At 72.8% G+C, this 15,841-nt stretch carries 17 protein-coding genes; 4 read left to right on the forward strand and 13 right to left on the reverse strand.

What is annotated here, in order from left to right:
- Nucleotides 1-169: 169 nt before the first annotated feature.
- From tatC to LCD33_RS21400, 5 genes are all read right to left on the reverse strand, one after another.
- Nucleotides 170-1,045 carry a twin-arginine translocase subunit TatC gene (gene tatC / locus LCD33_RS21380; protein WP_224960121.1) on the reverse strand — a complete coding sequence of 292 codons (876 nt, stop codon included), beginning with the start codon at nt 1,043-1,045 and terminating at the stop codon, nt 170-172.
- Between the two features lie 102 nt (nt 1,046-1,147).
- Nucleotides 1,148-1,420 carry a Sec-independent protein translocase subunit TatA gene (tatA, locus tag LCD33_RS21385; protein ID WP_224968467.1) on the reverse strand — a complete coding sequence of 91 codons (273 nt, stop codon included), beginning with the start codon at nt 1,418-1,420 and terminating at the stop codon, nt 1,148-1,150.
- Nucleotides 1,421-1,490: 70 nt separating this feature from the next.
- A complete protein-coding gene (locus LCD33_RS21390) occupies nt 1,491-1,697 on the reverse strand; it encodes a bacteriophage holin (RefSeq protein WP_224960118.1) in 207 nt (68 codons plus the stop codon).
- 277 nt (nt 1,698-1,974) lie between these two features.
- Nucleotides 1,975-2,949, reverse strand: a complete 975-nt coding sequence (locus LCD33_RS21395; RefSeq protein WP_224978199.1) for a YafY family protein — start codon at nt 2,947-2,949, stop codon at nt 1,975-1,977.
- Complete coding sequence (locus tag LCD33_RS21400) at nt 2,946-3,953, reverse strand: YafY family protein (protein ID WP_224968471.1); 1,008 nt, start codon at nt 3,951-3,953, stop codon at nt 2,946-2,948. The genes LCD33_RS21395 and LCD33_RS21400 overlap by 4 nt, the downstream gene beginning before the upstream one ends.
- A 200-nt stretch (nt 3,954-4,153) precedes the next feature.
- Between LCD33_RS21400 and LCD33_RS21405 the strand changes: the two genes are divergently transcribed.
- Nucleotides 4,154-4,897 (forward strand): SDR family oxidoreductase, encoded by a 744-nt coding sequence (locus LCD33_RS21405; RefSeq protein ID WP_224978200.1) that lies wholly within the window; start codon nt 4,154-4,156, stop codon nt 4,895-4,897.
- Between the two features lie 133 nt (nt 4,898-5,030).
- Here the strand turns inward: LCD33_RS21405 and LCD33_RS21410 are convergent, their stop codons facing one another.
- Nucleotides 5,031-5,429: a VOC family protein gene (locus LCD33_RS21410; RefSeq protein WP_224960114.1), complete on the reverse strand. Its 399-nt coding sequence runs from the start codon at nt 5,427-5,429 to the stop codon at nt 5,031-5,033.
- A gap of 116 nt (nt 5,430-5,545) precedes the next feature.
- Complete coding sequence (gene pafA / locus LCD33_RS21415; protein WP_224960113.1) at nt 5,546-6,904, reverse strand: Pup--protein ligase; 1,359 nt, start codon at nt 6,902-6,904, stop codon at nt 5,546-5,548.
- Between the two features lie 67 nt (nt 6,905-6,971).
- Between pafA and LCD33_RS21420 the strand changes: the two genes are divergently transcribed.
- Nucleotides 6,972-8,456 carry a bifunctional phosphatase PAP2/diacylglycerol kinase family protein gene (locus LCD33_RS21420; protein ID WP_224978201.1) on the forward strand — a complete coding sequence of 495 codons (1,485 nt, stop codon included), beginning with the start codon at nt 6,972-6,974 and terminating at the stop codon, nt 8,454-8,456.
- A gap of 174 nt (nt 8,457-8,630) precedes the next feature.
- Here LCD33_RS21420 and LCD33_RS21425 read toward each other — a convergent pair whose 3' ends face one another.
- Nucleotides 8,631-9,203 carry a TetR/AcrR family transcriptional regulator gene (locus tag LCD33_RS21425; protein WP_224960124.1) on the reverse strand — a complete coding sequence of 191 codons (573 nt, stop codon included), beginning with the start codon at nt 9,201-9,203 and terminating at the stop codon, nt 8,631-8,633.
- A 73-nt stretch (nt 9,204-9,276) separates the two neighbouring features.
- Between LCD33_RS21425 and LCD33_RS21430 the strand changes: the two genes are divergently transcribed.
- Entirely contained in the window at nt 9,277-10,317 is a 1,041-nt protein-coding gene (locus tag LCD33_RS21430) for a zinc-binding dehydrogenase (RefSeq protein ID WP_224960111.1), read from the forward strand.
- A 1-nt stretch (nt 10,318) separates the two neighbouring features.
- Here the strand turns inward: LCD33_RS21430 and prcA are convergent, their stop codons facing one another.
- The 4 genes from prcA to dop form a co-directional block, all read right to left on the reverse strand.
- A complete protein-coding gene (gene prcA / locus LCD33_RS21435) occupies nt 10,319-11,083 on the reverse strand; it encodes a proteasome subunit alpha (protein WP_224960109.1) in 765 nt (254 codons plus the stop codon).
- 74 nt (nt 11,084-11,157) lie between these two features.
- Entirely contained in the window at nt 11,158-12,006 is an 849-nt protein-coding gene (gene prcB / locus LCD33_RS21440; protein ID WP_224960123.1) for a proteasome subunit beta, read from the reverse strand.
- 173 nt (nt 12,007-12,179) lie between these two features.
- A complete protein-coding gene (locus LCD33_RS21445) occupies nt 12,180-12,371 on the reverse strand; it encodes a ubiquitin-like protein Pup (RefSeq protein ID WP_184478281.1) in 192 nt (63 codons plus the stop codon).
- A gap of 166 nt (nt 12,372-12,537) precedes the next feature.
- Nucleotides 12,538-14,037, reverse strand: coding sequence for a depupylase/deamidase Dop (dop, locus tag LCD33_RS21450; protein WP_224960107.1), 1,500 nt, complete (start codon nt 14,035-14,037; stop codon nt 12,538-12,540).
- A 124-nt stretch (nt 14,038-14,161) separates the two neighbouring features.
- Here dop and LCD33_RS21455 point away from each other — a divergent pair, with 124 nt between their 5' ends.
- Nucleotides 14,162-14,680 carry an NUDIX hydrolase gene (locus LCD33_RS21455; protein WP_224978202.1) on the forward strand — a complete coding sequence of 173 codons (519 nt, stop codon included), beginning with the start codon at nt 14,162-14,164 and terminating at the stop codon, nt 14,678-14,680.
- Between the two features lie 11 nt (nt 14,681-14,691).
- On the opposite strand, the gene LCD33_RS21460 is transcribed toward LCD33_RS21455, so the two are convergent.
- Nucleotides 14,692-15,636 carry an aldo/keto reductase gene (locus tag LCD33_RS21460; protein WP_224978203.1) on the reverse strand — a complete coding sequence of 315 codons (945 nt, stop codon included), beginning with the start codon at nt 15,634-15,636 and terminating at the stop codon, nt 14,692-14,694.
- Between the last annotated feature and the right edge of the window lie 205 nt (nt 15,637-15,841).

The following is a 15,841-nucleotide window of genomic DNA, read 5'->3' on the forward strand; positions in this document are numbered from 1 at the left end:
CGCCCAGAACAGCCCCGCGGCCGCCGGGGGCGGCGCGCCGCCCCCCCCGGGGGGCGCGGCCGCCGCCGTGCGCCACCGGGGGGCCGGAGGGGCCCCGTTGACCCCCGGGGGCGCCCCCCCCGGGGGGGGGGCGGCGCCGATGAAGATCACCGAAGGGTCCTGCGCGGCGCTACGTGGCGTCGTCGTTGCCGCCGGCCGGCGCCTGCGACGGCGTGGTGTCCAGCTTCGACGGGCGGTGGTCGATCTTCGACGCCTCGTCCAGGCCGACACCGTCCATGCCCTGCCCGGCGAGCTTCCGCGCCTTCGACCGGTCCTGCGCCCGGCAGATCACCAGCGCGATCACGAACAGCACCACCAGGCACGCGGCCAGCGCCAGCATCGAGAACGGGTCCTGGCCCGGGGTGGCGACGGCCGCCAGCACGAACAGGCCGAACACGATGCCCCGCCACCAGCTCTTCAGCTTCGCGTAGCTGACCACACCGGCCCGGTTCAGCATCACCAGCACCAGCGGCATCTCGAAGCTGATCCCGAACATCAGCAGCATCAGCAGCACGAAGTTGATGTACTCGCCACCGGTCAGCGCGGTGAAGAACGCGCCCCCGCCGAAGCCGGTCATGAAGGCCAGGCCCTCGGGCACCACGAAGTAGGCCAGCACGCCGCCCGCGACGAACAGCAGGCTGGCGATGCTCACGAACGTGCGGGCGAACTTGCGCTCGTTCGCGTGCAGGCCCGGCGTGATGAACGCCCACAGCTGGTACAGCCACAGCGGGCTGAACAGCAGCGAACCCACCGCGATGCCCACCTTCAGCTGCAGCATGAAGACTTCGAACGCCTTCGTCTGCAGCAGCTGGCACTCGCCGTTCGGGCTGAAGCGCACGCTGGCCGGCAGCTGGCAGTACGGGTGGATCAGGATGTCGCTGAGCTTCGGCAGTCCGAAGATCTCGTGCGAGAACCAGATGAAGCCGAGGATCGCGCCGACCAGAATGCCGAAGGCCGCCCAACCGAGCCGATACCTCAGTTCGTAGAGGTGATCGATGAGGGTCATGGTGCCGTCGGGGTTGTGCCGGCGACCCCAACGGCGGCGGTCACTGCGCCACGGGTTCAAACGGCGCAACGGGTTTGAACTCACCGTGCGTTCCGTCTCCGATCAGTTCTTGTTCTGGTTGCGCTGCGGCTCTTCCGCGTTGGTCGCGGTCACCGGCGCGCTCGGCTCACCGGCGGTGAGCTGCTGCGGCTCGGAGGCGGTTTCCTTCTCCCGCTTGGCAGCGGCTTCGTCTTCCTTCATGCCGCGCGCCTCGGCCTTGAACACGCGCGCGGACTGGCCGAGCGAACGCGCCATCTGCGGCAGCTTGGTGGCACCGAACAGCAACACCAGCACAGCGACGATGAGTACGAGTTCCCACCCACCTGGCAAACCCATCAGTGCACACCTTTCTCGGGGCTTCCTGCGACCGCAATGGTACGCGGGCGGATGACGCTCTCATAGGCCGTCACGTGGCACCTTTACGCCGCTCTGCGAGCGCCACCTGGAGTCCCGCGACTCGTGCTTTCAGCAGACCCGAGCGGTTCGACACGTCCGCGGTGACCTCGCGTTGCACCGCGCGCACCCTGCGCAGCAGCACGAAGAACCTGATCAGCAGGGCGAGCAGGAGCAGCACTCCCACCACGAACAGCACAAGACTCCACACGTACGGCACCGGATCACCGTAGCGCGCTCGGCGGCCGCCGCCGCAGCGGCGTGGCCGGGCCCCCGGCGGGCGCCGACGACTTCCGGAACCGCCACCCCGACGGACCCGGCACCCACCCGGGAACGCCCCGGGCGCCGCCGGACGACGAGCCGGAGCTCACCCCGACACCGAGCCGTCCGAGTCCCGCGACGAGCGGCTGTCGCCCCACCGGCGCGCCGGGCGCCGTCGAGGGCGAGCAGGTGTTCGTCGTCGGCAGCGGGACCGCGCACCGCCCGGCCCGCTCCGGTCAGGTCGCGGGCAGGTGCCGCGCCCGCGCCAGCGCCGCTTCCGCCCGCCCGCGCACGTCCTCGGCCAGCTCGCTCGGCTCCACCACGCGGCCCTGGCCGCCCAGCCCGAGCACGAGCCGCACCATCCACGAGCGGTCCGAGTACCGCATCCGCACCCGGATCCGCCCCTCCGGCAGCTCCGTGAGCTCGTCCACCGGGTAGTACTCGCTGACCCAGCGGGCGTCCCGGTCCAGCTCCAGCAGCGCGCTCGGCTGGTCCGGCATCGGCCGGAACAGCCCGGCGGAGAAGTCGGTGGGTTCGGCGTCCCGCGGCGGCCGGGCCGGTTCGTCGAGCACGTCGGCCGCGTCGATGCGGTCCAGCCGGAAGCGGCGCCCCCCCACGGCCGAGCGGCACCACGCCTCCAGGTAGCTGCGGCCGTCGACGATCACCAGCCGCATCGGGTCCACGGTGCGTTCGCTGATCTCGTCCCGGGACGCCGTGTAGTACCGCATCCACAGCGCGCGGTGCTCGGTCGCGGCGTGCTGCACGGCTTCCTGCACACCTGGCGCGATGGGGCCCTCCCGCCCGGTGAGCCCGACCACGACCCCGGTCGGACCTGCCTGGCCGACGGCCTCCTCCACCTTCGACAACGCACGCTGCACCGCCTCGGTGTCGGCGATGCCGGGCGTGTCGGCGAGTGCGCGCAGCGCCACCAGCAGCGAGGTCGCCTCCGAGGCCGTCATCCGCAGCGGGCGGCGCATCCCCGCGTCGTAGGTGACGGTGATGGTCTCGCTCTCGAAGGAGAGGTCGATCAGGTCGCCCGGCCCGTAGCCGGGGAGGCCGCACATCCACAGCAGTTCCAGGTCCCGCCGCAGCTGCTGCTCCCCGACGCCGAAGTCCGCCGCCGCGTCGGCCACCGGGATGCCCGGCCTGCTCAGCAGGTACGGCACCAGTGCCAGCAGCCGTGGCAACCGCTGCGTCGCCCCGGCCGTCATCCCCGCACCTCCCCCGCCTCGTCGCCGCGGGCTCCGGCGGCTGCCGCGGCCCCCAAGTGCGCTTCGTGCACCGATTTCCGCAGCACGTCCGGCTCCAGCACCACCACGTCCGGCCCGTGCCCCGCGATCCAGGATGCCGCCGAGTCCGGGTACGACAGCTCCAGCTCCAGCACGTCCCCCTCGATCCCGTCCAGCCGCATCGAGTCCACCACCGACGCCCGGCGGCGCAGGCCCTGGGCCCGCCCCGGCACGACCCACAACCGCACCGGCGTGCTCGGCGGCGCTTCGCGCTGCTCCCCGGCGACCATCGTCAGCAGGTCCACGTCCGGCGGCCTGGTGACCGCACCCGCCCGGCCCTGCGCCTTCGGTTCACCCTGCACGCGGGACAGCCGGAAGCAGCGCGGCGCCCGCCGATCCCGGTCGTGCCCGACCAGATACCAGCGCCCTCGCCAGGCCACCACTCCCCACGGCTCGACGGTGCGCTGCTGCGCCCGGACCTCGTTCGGCCTCCGGTAGTCGAAGGTGACCACCCGGCCGGCCTGCACGGCGGCCAGCAGCGCGGGGAACGCGGGCTCGCTGGTGCGCACCTTCGGTTCGATGGTGCCCGCGGCCCGGTCGTCGACGTCCACCCCGGCGGCTCGCAGCTTCAGCAGCGCGCCCCGCGCCGCACCGGTGAGCTCCGGGGAGTCCCAGAGCCGCAGCGCCAGCGCCACCGCCGCCGCCTCGTCCGGTTCCAACCCGATGTCGCCGAGTTCGTAGTCCCGCCGGGCGATCCGGTAGCCGTCGGCGGCGTCGAACGCCGAGTTCCGGCCGGTCTCCAACGGCACGCCCAGGTCCCGCAACTCGGACTTGTCGCGCTCGAAGGTCCGGAAGAACGCCTCGTCATTGGGCGCGTCGGTGTAACCCGGAACAATCCCCCTGATTCGCTCCGCCGTCAGGTACTGGCGCGTCGAGAGCAGGCACAGCACCAGGTTCACCAAGCGTTCAGCACGCGCAGTGGCCACTTTGAAACTCTAGCTCCATCGCAGTTGATCAGGACTTTCGGGCACGTCCGGCACGGGTGGTCCGCGTCCTCGGCCGCGGTGGACGTGCCGTTTCGCCCGCGGTGCGCGGCCGGCCTTCGGCTCATTGATTTCACTCGACACTGAAGGTGTCGTGGCCGTGAAGTCGTTCATCACTCCTCCTCCGCTCCTAGACTGCGGTCATGCCAGCGCCCGCCGACGCCCCCGGTCCGGTCCTGCTCATCACCGGCGCCTCCCGCGGGATCGGCGCCGCCACCGCGCGAGCCGCGGCCCGTGCCGGCCACCGGCTCGCCCTGCTCTCCCGATCAGCGGACGCGCTGGCCGAGCTGGTCCGCGAACTGGACACATCCGCGACCCCGGCCGGGGAGTCCCGCACGCTCGCCGTGCCCTGCGACGTCACCGACTGGGACGACCTCAGCACCGCCGTGGCGCGGGTCGAGCAGCACTTCGGCAGGCTCGACGCCGCGTTCGCCAACGCGGGCCGCAGCGTCGCGACCTCCTTCCTCGGCACCGACGGTGCGGACCCCGCGGACTGGCGGGACATGGTGCTCACCAACGTGCACGGCGCCGCCCTCACCGCACGGGCCACGCTCCCCGCGCTGGTGCGCACCCGCGGCCACCTGCTGCTGACCGGATCCGCGGCGGGGCGCGGCATCCGGCCGGGAAACCTCTACTCCGCCACGAAGTGGGCGGTGACCGGCATGGCGCAGAACATCCGCGCGGAGTGCGTCGGCACCGGTGTCCGCGTCACCCTGCTGCAGCCGGGCCTGGTCGAGACCGGAATGAACACCCCCGAGCAGGCCGACCGGCCGAAGCTGCGCGCGGCCGACGTCGCCGAAGCGGCGCTCTACGCGCTAGCCCAGCCCGCCACCGTCGACGTCAACGAACTGCTCATCCGCCCCACCGGCCAGCACCCGCTGCGCTGAGCCCGCCGCCGCACCCGAGGCCGCCGGTACGCGAGGCCACCGCCACGATACCGTGCCGCTCCCGCACCACGACGCGGCGGCCCGGGGCCCGGGGCCCGGGGCCCGGGGGCACGGGACCCGGCGGCGGAGGGCACTAGTCCCGCGCGCTGATCCCGTACAGGTTCCCCTCCGGATCCGCGAACTGCGCCCACCTCGTGGTCCCGCCGGGGTCCCACGGCGCGGCCTGCGGCTCGACCGGAAACGACACGCCCTTCGCGCTGAGTTCGGCGAAGGTCGCGTCGAGGTCGTCCGAGTCGAACCACACCGTGCTCATCGGCCCGCGCTGCTCCCGGATGCGGGCGGCGAGCTCCGGATCTCCGGCGGCGAGCACCAGGTACGTCCGCGCACCCGGTGGTCGCACCTCGATCCACCGGTCGCCATCGCCGTACGGCGCATCGGTGAGCACCTCGAACCCGAGGGTTCCGGCGAAGAACTCCACCGCGCGCCCCTGGTCGACGACGTGGAGCACGGCGAACTTCGGCTGAGTGATCATGGTGCGGTCCTTCCCACGAGCGGCACTGCGAGATCAAGCCTATCCGAACCCGTGTTCGAACGGGCGATCTCGGGTGGCGCTTCACCGCATCGTGTGGGCCCCGCAGCGACGACCCGCTACAACGACCCGATCAGCCGCTCCACCCGCTCGTCCACCGCGCGGAACGGGTCCTTGCACAGCACGGTGCGCTGCGCCTGGTCGTTCAGCTTCAGGTGCACCCAGTCGACGGTGAAGTCGCGCCCGGCCGCCTGCGCGGCGGCGATGAAGTCCCCGCGCAGCTTCGCCCGGGTGCTCTGCGGCGGCGTGTCCTTCGCGGCCTCGATCTCCCCGTCCTCGGTGGCGCGGTCGACCAGGTCCTTGCGCTGGAGCATGTCGAACAGCCCCCGGCCGCGCCGGATGTCGTGGTAGGCGAGGTCGAGCTGCGCGATGCGGGGGCTGGACAGCTCCAGCCCGTGCTTGCTGCGGTAGCGCTCCAGCAGCCGCAGCTTGATCGCCCAGTCCACCTCGCGGTCGATCGACGAGTAGTCCTGCGACTCCACCGCGTCCAGCGCCCGGCCCCACAGGTCCAGGATCCGCTCGGACATCGGGTCGGAGCCGCGGCGGGCCACGTGGTCCACCGCCCGGCTGTGGTACTCGCGCTGGATGTCCAGCGCCGAGGCCTCCCGCCCGCCGGCCAGCCGGACCGTCCGCCTGCCGGTGAGGTCGTGGCTGATCTCGCGGATCGCGCGGATCGGGTTGTCCAGGCTGAAGTCGCGGAACTGCACGCCGCTCTCGATCATCTCCAGCACCAGGTGCGCGGTGCCCACCTTGAGCAGCGTCGTCACCTCGGACATGTTCGAGTCGCCGACGATCACGTGCAGCCTGCGGTAGCGCTCGGCGTCCGCGTGCGGCTCGTCCCGGGTGTTGATGATCGGCCGCGACCGGGTGGTGGCGCTGGAGACGCCCTCCCAGATGTGCTCGGCGCGCTGCGACAGGCAGTACACCGCGCCGCGCGGGGTCTGCAGCACCTTGCCCGCCCCGCAGATCAGCTGCCTGGTCACCAGGAACGGCAGCAGCACGTCCGCGATCCGGGAGAACTCGCCGGACCGCCCGACCAGGTAGTTCTCGTGGCAGCCGTAGGAGTTGCCCGCCGAGTCGGTGTTGTTCTTGAACAGGAAGATGTCCCCGCCGATGCCCTCGTCGGCCAGGCGGCGTTCGGCGTCGACGAGCAGGTCCTCCAGGATCCGCTCCCCCGCCTTGTCGTGGGTGACCAGCTGGGTCAGGTCGTCGCACTCGGCGGTGGCGTACTCCGGGTGCGAGCCGACGTCGAGGTAGAGGCGGGCGCCGTTGCGCAGGAACACGTTCGAGGAACGTCCCCACGACACGACCCGCCGGAACAGGTACCTGGCGACCTCGTCCGGGGAGAGCCGACGCTGCCCGTGGAAGGTGCAGGTGACCCCGAACTCGGTTTCGATGCCGAAGATCCGCCGCTGCATGCCTCCACAGTAGGCGCTGCGGCGGCCATCGGCGGTCCGCCGTTCGGGCATCGGTAGCGTGCGGGACGTGCAGACGTGGCTTCCCAAGATCACCCGCAAGGTGGACGCGGTGGACCGCGACCTGGCCCGGCGCAGCGCCGCCCTCCCCCGCACCGCCGCCGACCCCGGGCTGAAGGCCCTGAGCACCGCCGCGAACCACAGCGCGCTGTGGCTCTCGGTCGCCGCCGGGCTGGCGGTCCGCAAGGGAGCGCCGCGGCGTGCCGCGCTGCGCGGGGTCGCGGCGATCGCGGCGGCCAGCGCTGCGACGAACCTGCTGGGCAAGCCGCTGTTCCCGCGGCGGCGCCCGGCCGCGCGGCTGGTCCCGCGGCACCGCAGGCTCAGCGATCCGCCGCGCTCCTCCTCCTTCCCGTCCGGGCACGCCGCCTCCGCGGCCGCGTTCGCCACCGCGGTGGGGATGGAGTCGCCCGCGCTCGGGCTGGCGGTGGCCCCGGTCGCCGCCGCCGTCGGCTACTCGCGGGTGCACACCGGGGTGCACTGGCCCAGCGACGTGGTGTGCGGCGCCGCGATCGGCGCGGGCCTGGCGTGGGCGACGCGGCGCTGGTGGCCGTTGCGCCCGGATGAGGCGGCCGCGGTGCGCCACCCGGCCGACGTGCCGGCGCTGCGCGACGGGGAAGGCGTGCTGGTGCTGGTCAACCCGGGTTCCGGGGACGGCACCTTCGATCCGGAGCACTGGGTGAGCACCCGCTGGCCCGCGGCGAAGGTGGTGCTCGCGGAGCCGGGCCGCGACGTGGTCGCGGACCTCGCCGACCGGCTGGACCAGGAGGGCGCCACGATCCGCGCGTTGGGCGTGGCGGGTGGCGACGGCACCGTGGCCGCGGTCGCGGCGCTCGCCACCACCAGGGGGATCCCGCTCGCGGTGCTCTCGGCGGGCACGTTGAACCACTTCGCCAGGGACGCCGGGGTCTCCGACTCCGATTCGGTGGCCGACGCGGTGGAGCAGGGCACGGCGGTACGCGTCGACCTGGGCGGGGTGACCGTGGACGACCGGCCGACGCGCTGGTTCCTCAACACCGCCAGCATCGGCGGCTACCCGGACCTGGTCCGGTTCCGGGAGCAGTGGACCGGGCGCTGGGGCAAGTGGCCCGCGGGAGCGGCGGCGCTCGCGCGGGTGCTGTACGAGTCGAGCCCGTTGGACGTGGAGCTCAACGGGGTGCGGCGGCAGGTCTGGATCCTGTTCGCGGGCAACGGTTCGTACGCGCCGCGCGGGTTCGCGCCCTCATGGCGGCCGCGGCTGGACGGCGGCAGGCTCGACGTCCGCTACGTGCGCGCCGACGTCCCCTGGTCCCGGTTGCGGTTCGTGCTGGCGGCGATGACCGGCGCGCTGCACCGCAGCCGCACCTACGTGGAGCGGGAGCACCGCTTCCTGGACGTCCGGGTGCACGGTCCCGCGGTGGCGGTGGCCACCGACGGCGAGATCGGGGCGCCGGGCAACCGGTTCGCGTTCGCCGCGCACGGCCAGATGCTGAGCGTGTACCGGCGCGAGCTCGGCTAAGCGCGGGCGCGACCTCGACCGGGCACCGGCTCGACCGGAGCACGAACTGGACCGGGCAACCGCTCGACCAGAGCACTCGACCGACCAGGCACCGGCCGACCACGGCACCGAATCGACCTCCGCACCGGCCAGGCGCAAGCTCGACGGCACCGAGCTCGACCCGGGCGGACCCGCCTAGGACCGGGCCGCGACGAGCGCTCGGGCCGCTCGTCCGGCGTCGGCGGCGGCGTCGCCGGGCACGACCGATCCCACGACCAGCGCGCCTTCGTGCAGGTACAGCAGTTCCCTCGCGAGCCGGCCGGAGTCCACGATTCCCGCCTCCTCGGTCAGCCGCTCGAACAGCTCCAGCAGCCAGCGCTTCTCGTCCGCGGCGATCCGCCGCGCCGGGTGCGCGCCATCGGGCAGTTCGGCGAGCGCGTTGATGAAGGCGCAGCCCCGCGAGTGCCGCGCGGTCCACTCGGCGAGCGCGTCGAACGGCGCAGTCACCCGGTCCAGCGCGGACAGCCCGGGGCGGTCGAGGGAGGCGGTGACCTCGGCGCGCCACCGCTGGTCGCGTTCGGCGAGGTAGGTGGCGACCAGGACGTCCTTGGAGCCGAACCGGTCGTAGAGCGTCCGCTTGGTCACCCCGGAGCGGGCGGCGATCAGGTCCACGCCGACGGCGGTGATGCCGAGTTCGTAGAACAGCGTCGCCGCCGCATCGAGGATGCGTCGTGCGCCGGGGGTGAGGATCTGCGGGTCCAACGGCATTGTGTTCACCGATCGGTGCACCTTACGCTCGCGTCGACTTCACCGACCAGTGTACCCGCGTGCGGAGGCCCCGATGACCGTTCCCAGCACCATGACCGCAGCCCGCCTGACCGGCCACGGCGGCCCCGAGGCCCTGGAACTCGCCGACGTCCCGGTCCCCGTGCCCGCCGAAGGTGAAGTCCTGGTCCAGGTCGGCGCCGTCGCGCTGAACAACACCGACCTGTGGACCCGCGAAGGCGCCTACGGCCGCCCCGGAGACCCCACCGCTCGCGCGGGCTGGCGCGGCCCCGTCGACTTCCCCCGGATCCAGGGCGCGGACGTCGCGGGCACCGTCGTCGACGTCGGCGCGGCCGTCGACCCGGGCCTCCGCGGCACCCCCGTGCTGCTCGACCCCGCGATCTACGACGGGGACGGCGAGCACGCGAACCCGGTCGGGCTGCTCGGCAGCGAACGCGACGGCGGCTACGCGCGGTACGTCACCGCGCGCGCCGACCGGGCGCACGACATGAGCGGATCACCGCTGGACGACGCGGAACTCGCCTGCTTCCCCACCGCCTACGGCACCGCGCTGGGCATGCTGGAACGGGGCGACGTGCGCGACGGGCACACCGTCGTCGTCACCGGCGCATCCGGCGGGGTCGGGCTGGCGCTGGTGCAACTGGCCGCGGCACGCGGCGCGGAAGTGCTCGCGATCAGCAGCGCCGGAAAGCTCGACGCGGTGCGCGCGGCCGGCGCCACCGAAGTCCTGGACCGCGCCGAGCAGCCCTGGGACGGCGTCGCGGTGGGCCGGGTCGACGTGGTCCTCGACGTCGCCGCGGGTGAGAACATCCCGCGCGGCCTGCCCGCGGTGCGCGACGGCGGACGGTGGGTGGTGGCCGGGGCGCTCGCTGGTCCGCTGGTCGAACTCGACGTGCGGCGGCTGTACCTGCACAACATCGCGCTCGTCGGATCGAGCATGCACACCCCGGCGCACTTCCGGCAGCTCGCCGAGATCGCCCGCAGCGGCCGGGTCCGCCCGGTCGTCGCCGCCACGTACGGGCTCGCCGACGTGCACCGGGCGCAGGCGGAACTCGCCTCGCGGCGCCACGTCGGCAAGCTCGTGCTGGTCGGCTGACCTACTCGCCGTTCGCGGAGCCGTTCCCGCCGTCCGAGGAGTCCGCGGACTCTTCGGAGCTCTCGGACTCGGCGGCGGGCTTCGGCAGCAGCGCCTCCAGCGCCGCGCCCGCGATGCGCCGGAACGTGCGGTGCGGCCGGGACCGCTCCAGCACGGCGACCTCCAGCTGCTTGGCGCCGAGCTCCCGGGTGCTCTCCCCGCTCGCGGCGAGCGCCTTCACCGACAGCTCCACCGCCGGACCCAGCTCCATGCCGTCCTCGAACGAGTCCTTCATCGTCGAGTTGATCGTGTCGGCCTGCCCGCCCATCACCACGAACTGCGGTTCGTCCACGATCGAACCGTCGTAGGTGAGCCGGTAGAGCTGGTCGGTCTCGGCGGTCTGCCCGACCTCGGCGACGCAGATCTCCACCTCGAACGGCTTGATCTGCTCGGTGAAGATGGCGCCCAGGTGCTGGGCGTAGGTGTTGGCCAGCGACCGGCCGGTGACATCCCGCCGGTCGTAGGAGTACCCGCGGAAGTCCGCGATGCGCACCCCCGCCACCCGCAGGCTCTCGAACTCGCTGTAGCGGCCGACGGCGGCGAACCCGAGCCGGTCGTAGATCTCGGAGACCTTGTGCAACGTGGTGGAGGGGTTCTCCGCCACGAACAGCACGCCTCCCGCGTACTTGAGCACCACCACGCTGCGACCCCGGGCGATGCCCTTGCGGGCCAGCTCGGAGCGCTCCCGCATCAGCTGTTCGGGGGAGGTGTAGAACGGCATCGTCACGGCTGTGCACTCCTGGATCGAATCGTTCGGCAGCCCCGCCAGGCGGGGAACGGCATCGTCGGGGGAATGCGGCGTCAGCCGCCGGGGTTCTCGCGCCTGCCCTGGACGACTTCTTCGGCGATGGCGGCGGCCTGCTGGTCGTCCAGCCGGACCGCGCCCTCCTCGGCCGTGATCGTCACGACGGTCGGGTAGATCCGCCGGGACACGTCCGGGCCGCCGGTGGCGGTGTCGTCGTCGGCCGCGTCGTAGAGCGATTCGACCGCGTTGCGCACCGCGGAATCCACGTCGGCGTCCGGGTCGTGCCGCTTCTTCAGCGCCGACTTCGCGAACACCGAACCGGACCCGACGGCGTGGTAGCCGCCGGACTCGGCGTAGCGGCCGCCGGTGATGTCGTAGGAGATGATCCGGCCCGCCCGGTCCGGGTCCTCGGCCGCGGTGTCGAACCCGGCGAACAGCGGCAGCACCGCCAGCCCGGCCATCGCGCCCTGCAGGTTGCCGCGCAGCATCGTGGCGAGCTTGTTCGCCTTGCCGTCCAGGGACAGCGGCACGCCTTCGAGCTTCTCGTAGTGCTCCAGCTCGATCGCGTACAGCCGCACCATCTCCAGCGCGATGCCCGCGGTGCCCGCGATGCCCACCGCCGAGTAGGAGTCGGTGACGTAGAGCTTGTCCATGTCCCGCTGGGCGATGAGGTTGCCCATGGTGGCGCGGCGGTCGCCGGCCAGCAGCACCCCGCCGCGGAAGGTCAGCGCGACGATGGTGGTGCCGTGCGGCGCCTCGACGACGCCCTGCGGGACGTCCCGGTTGCCCGGCAGCAGCTCCGGCGCGGTGACCTGGAGGAAGTCGGTGAACGATGAGGATCCGGAGGTGAGGTAGGCAGCGGGCAGGGCCTGACCCGGAAAGTTCCGAGCCGCGCTGGATTCCATCGGCGACATCGTCTCCTGCTTCGAAGGACTGCCCCGCCGCCGAGACGGCGAGGCCGGTTGATCTGGGCCGTACCGCAACTCTAATCAAGATCGCCCGCGTCGGCGAAGATCGCGTCCGCCCGCGTGGCGCAGGGCCGCCGGGCGAGGTCCCGGCGGCCGCGCGGTGTCGGTGCCTACTGGCCGCCCTTCTGCACGTAGGCGCGGACGAAGTCCTCGGCGTTCTCCTCGAGGACGTCGTCGATCTCGTCCAGGATGGCGTCGACGTCTTCGCCGAGCTTCTCGCGACGTTCCTGGCCGGCGGCTTCCGGACCCGATTCCTCGTCCCCGTCGCCGCCGTCGGGCCGCTGGACCTTTTCCTGGGACATCTCGCCCTCCCGGTGGTTGTCCGTTGGATGCCGGGCTGGTCGAACGGTCGTCGAACAAAGGGCATCCTGAGAGGAACAGTACCTAGCGGAACCCCTGTTCGCCCACATCCGAGCGGGCATTCTTGCGATCTTTCGCGCCCGGCGGAGACGGCGTTCCGGATCGTGGTCAGCCCCGGGTGAGCGAGTCCACCAGCTCCTCGGCGCTGGAGGCGGCGTCGAGCAGTTCGCCCACGTGGGCGCGGGTGCCGCGCAGCGGTTCCAGGGTGGGGATGCGCACCAGCGATTCCCGGCCCAGGTCGAAGATGACCGAGTCCCAGGAGGCGGCGGCGACCGCGGCCGGGTAGCGCTCCAGGCAGCGGCCCCGGAAGTAGGCGCGGGTGTCCTCCGGCGGGCTGGTGACGGCGGCGCGCACCTCGTCCTCGGTGACGAGCCTGCGCATGGAGCCGCGGGCCACCAGCCGGTTGTACAGGCCCTTGTCCAGCCGCACGTCGGAGTACTGCAGGTCGATCATGTGCAGCTTCGGCGAGGCCCAGCCGAGGTTGCCGCGCTCCCGGTAGTGCTCCAGCAGCCGCAGCTTCGCGGGCCAGTCGAGCCGGTCCGCGCAGTCCATCGGGTCCCCGCCGAGCAGGTCCAGCACCTCGCCCCAGGTCGCCAGCACGTCCTGGGCGGCCTGGTCGCCGCCGTGCTCGGCGACGTGCCGCGCCGCCCGGTCGTGGTACTCGCGCTGCAGGTCGAGGCCGGTGAACCGGCGCCCGTCGGCGAGCTCCACGATCTGGCGCAGCGTCGGGTCGTGGCTGATCAGGTGCACCGCCTGCACCGAGTCGGCCAGCTTGAGGTCGTCGAAGCGCTCCCCGGCCTCGATCATGTCCAGCACCAGCGCGGTCGTGCCGACCTTCAGGTACGTGGAGGTCTCGGCGAGGTTCGCGTCGCCGATGATGACGTGCAGCCTGCGGTACTTGTCGGCGTCGGCGTGCGGCTCGTCGCGGGTGTTGATGATGCCGCGCTTGAGCGTGGTCTCCAGGCCGACCTCGACCTCGATGTAGTCCGAGCGCTGGGAGAGCTGGAAGCCCGGCTTCTCCCCCGCCTGCCCGAGGCCGACCCGCCCGGAACCGCACATCACCTGGCGGGACGCGAAGAACGGGGTGAGCCCGGCGATCACCGAGGTGAACGGGGTGTCCCTGGCCATCAGGTAGTTCTCGTGGGTGCCGTAGCTGGCGCCCTTGCCGTCGACGTTGTTCTTGTACAGCTGCATCTGGGCGGTGCCGGGCACGCTGGCCGCCTTGATCGCGGCCTCCTCCATCACCCGTTCGCCCGCCTTGTCCCAGACGACGGCGTCGCGCGGGTTGGTGACCTCGGGCGCCGAGTACTCGGGGTGGGCGTGGTCGACGTAGAGCCGGGCGCCGTTGGTGAGGATGACGTTGGCCGCGCCGAGGTCGTCGCTGTCGTTGCCGTTGTTCTGCGGCGCCGCCGCGCCCAGATCGAAGCCGCGCGCGTCCCGCAGCGGTGATTCCACCTCGTAGTCCCACCGGGCACGGCGGGCCCGCGGGATGTCGGCCGCGGCCGCGTAGGCGAGCACGATGTGCGTGGAGGTCAGCACCGGGTTCGCCGTCGAATCGCCGGGCACGACGATGCCGTACTCCACTTCGGTTCCCATGATCCGCCGCATACCTGGAAGCCTACGGGTTCCGGGCCGGGAAGCAGAGTTTCCGGCGGTCCCGGTTACACCTGGCGGGTGGTCCCGGGAACCGCGTTCCCGGTTTCCCGCCGATGATCTCTGCGAGGATGCGGGCGTGGGAGCTCAGGACGAACAGGTGGCGGTGTACGACGAGTCGGGCCGGGTCGCGGGGTCCGCGCCGCGCTGGCGGATGCGGCGGGACGGGTTGTGGCACGCGGCCACGTCCATCCTGGTGCGCTCGGTCGACGGCGGGTCGGTCTACGTGCACCGGCGCACCGAGCACAAGGACGTCAACCCCGGCGCGCACGACTGCTTCGCGGGCGGGGTCGTCGCCGCGGGCGAGGACCCCGCGGCAGGCGCGGAGCGGGAGCTGGCCGAGGAGCTGGGCGTCCGGGGCGTGCCGCTGCGGTTCCTGTTCCGCTCGGTGTTCGAGCAGGGCTCGGTGCGCCACCACGGCTTCGTCTACGAGGCGCGCTGGGACGGGCCGGTGGTGCACCAGCCGGAGGAGGTCGCCGACGGCTGGTGGATACCGCTGGACGAGCTGCGCGCGCGCCTCGCGGATCCGGGCTGGCCGTTCGCCGCCGACAGCAGGCAGTTCGTCCACGAGTGGTTCGACCGCCAGGACGCCGGCTGACGCTCGCGCGCTCAATGCCAGGGCATCGATGCGCGCTCGCCCCAGTACGTGGCGGGATCCCTGGTCAGCGCGGCGAGCTCGTCCAGGTCGGTCCCGTCGAGCCGCACCTCGGCCGCCGCCAGGTTCGAGTCCAGCTGCGCCATGTCGGCGGGCCCCACGAGCACGACGTCCGCCCACGGCTGGGCGAGCACGTGCGCCAGCGCCACCGCGTCCGGCGTGGCCCCGTGCCGCCGCGCGACCCTGGCCAGCAGTTCCGGCGGGTTCACGGCGAGCCTGCCGTTGGCCAGGGACTCCTTCACCAGCACCCGCCAGCCGCCGTGGTGCGCCTCCGCCAGCGCCCGCCCCACCGAGGGCTCCAGCGAGTTCCAGGTGGACTGCACGGCGCTGAACAGCTGGGTGCCGCCGATCTCCAGCTCCCAGGCCCGCTCCACGGCGTCGGCCTGCGCGGCGCCGCTGGTGGAGAACCCGAGCCGCACCCCGGAGTCGCGCAACCTGGCGAGCTCGTGCTGCAGCGCCAGGTCGTCGAACAGCGGGCTCTCCGGGGTGAGCGAATGCACCTGGTAGAGGTCGACCCGGTCGCCGAGCAGCTCGCGGGTCTGCGCCCACTGCTCCCGGAGGCGTTCCACCGAGTGCTCCTTGACCTCGTGCACCTCGGTCTCGATCCGCCACTCCGCGACGTAGGCGTAACCCCACTTGCTGGAGACGGTGACGTCGCCGTGCCCGCGCTCGGCGAGCCAGCCGGCGAGGAACTCCTCCGCGCTGCCGTACGAGCGGGCCGCGTCCACCCACCGGATGCCGCGCGCGAAGGCCGCGTCGAGCACCTGGGCGGTGTGCTCCCGCATCGCCTCGGCGGTCCGGTGCGCGGGCAGCGCGTCGCTGCGACCGACGTTGATGTAGGCGGGGCGGCCGAGCGCGGCCAGACCGAGTCCGAACCGGTCCGCAGACGTGGAGATCATGCGTGAAAACCTAATCGCTGCCCGCGCGGATCGACACTCGGCACCACCCCTCCGGGCGGAAGCACCAGCGGCACAACGAAAAGCGGGCCCCCCCCGGGGGGCGGCGGGGGGGGGGGCCCGGGGGGCGGGCCGGGGGGGGGCCGGGGGGGGGGGGGGGGGGGGGGGCCCGCCCGGGGGCGGGGTTGTGGCGGCGGGCACGGGGGGG

Origin of the sequence: Saccharopolyspora sp. 7B (genome assembly GCF_020177435.1) — a bacterium.
GTDB lineage: Bacteria > Actinomycetota > Actinomycetes > Mycobacteriales > Pseudonocardiaceae > Saccharopolyspora_C > Saccharopolyspora_C gregorii.

What these genes read in the sequence shown, in the direction of transcription:
- tatC (WP_224960121.1), bottom strand. Translation starts at nt 1,045, where the DNA reads ATGACCCTCATCGATCACCTCTACGAACTGAGGTATCGGCTCGGTTGG.
- tatA (WP_224968467.1), bottom strand. Translation starts at nt 1,420, where the DNA reads ATGGGTTTGCCAGGTGGGTGGGAACTCGTACTCATCGTCGCTGTGCTG.
- LCD33_RS21395 (WP_224978199.1), bottom strand. Translation starts at nt 2,949, where the DNA reads ATGACGGCCGGGGCGACGCAGCGGTTGCCACGGCTGCTGGCACTGGTG.
- LCD33_RS21405 (WP_224978200.1), top strand. Translation starts at nt 4,154, where the DNA reads ATGCCAGCGCCCGCCGACGCCCCCGGTCCGGTCCTGCTCATCACCGGC.
- LCD33_RS21410 (WP_224960114.1), bottom strand. Translation starts at nt 5,429, where the DNA reads ATGATCACTCAGCCGAAGTTCGCCGTGCTCCACGTCGTCGACCAGGGG.
- pafA (WP_224960113.1), bottom strand. Translation starts at nt 6,904, where the DNA reads ATGCAGCGGCGGATCTTCGGCATCGAAACCGAGTTCGGGGTCACCTGC.
- LCD33_RS21425 (WP_224960124.1), bottom strand. Translation starts at nt 9,203, where the DNA reads ATGCCGTTGGACCCGCAGATCCTCACCCCCGGCGCACGACGCATCCTC.
- LCD33_RS21430 (WP_224960111.1), top strand. Translation starts at nt 9,277, where the DNA reads ATGACCGTTCCCAGCACCATGACCGCAGCCCGCCTGACCGGCCACGGC.
- prcB (WP_224960123.1), bottom strand. Translation starts at nt 12,006, where the DNA reads ATGGAATCCAGCGCGGCTCGGAACTTTCCGGGTCAGGCCCTGCCCGCT.
- LCD33_RS21445 (WP_184478281.1), bottom strand. Translation starts at nt 12,371, where the DNA reads ATGTCCCAGGAAAAGGTCCAGCGGCCCGACGGCGGCGACGGGGACGAG.
- dop (WP_224960107.1), bottom strand. Translation starts at nt 14,037, where the DNA reads ATGCGGCGGATCATGGGAACCGAAGTGGAGTACGGCATCGTCGTGCCC.
- LCD33_RS21460 (WP_224978203.1), bottom strand. Translation starts at nt 15,636, where the DNA reads ATGATCTCCACGTCTGCGGACCGGTTCGGACTCGGTCTGGCCGCGCTC.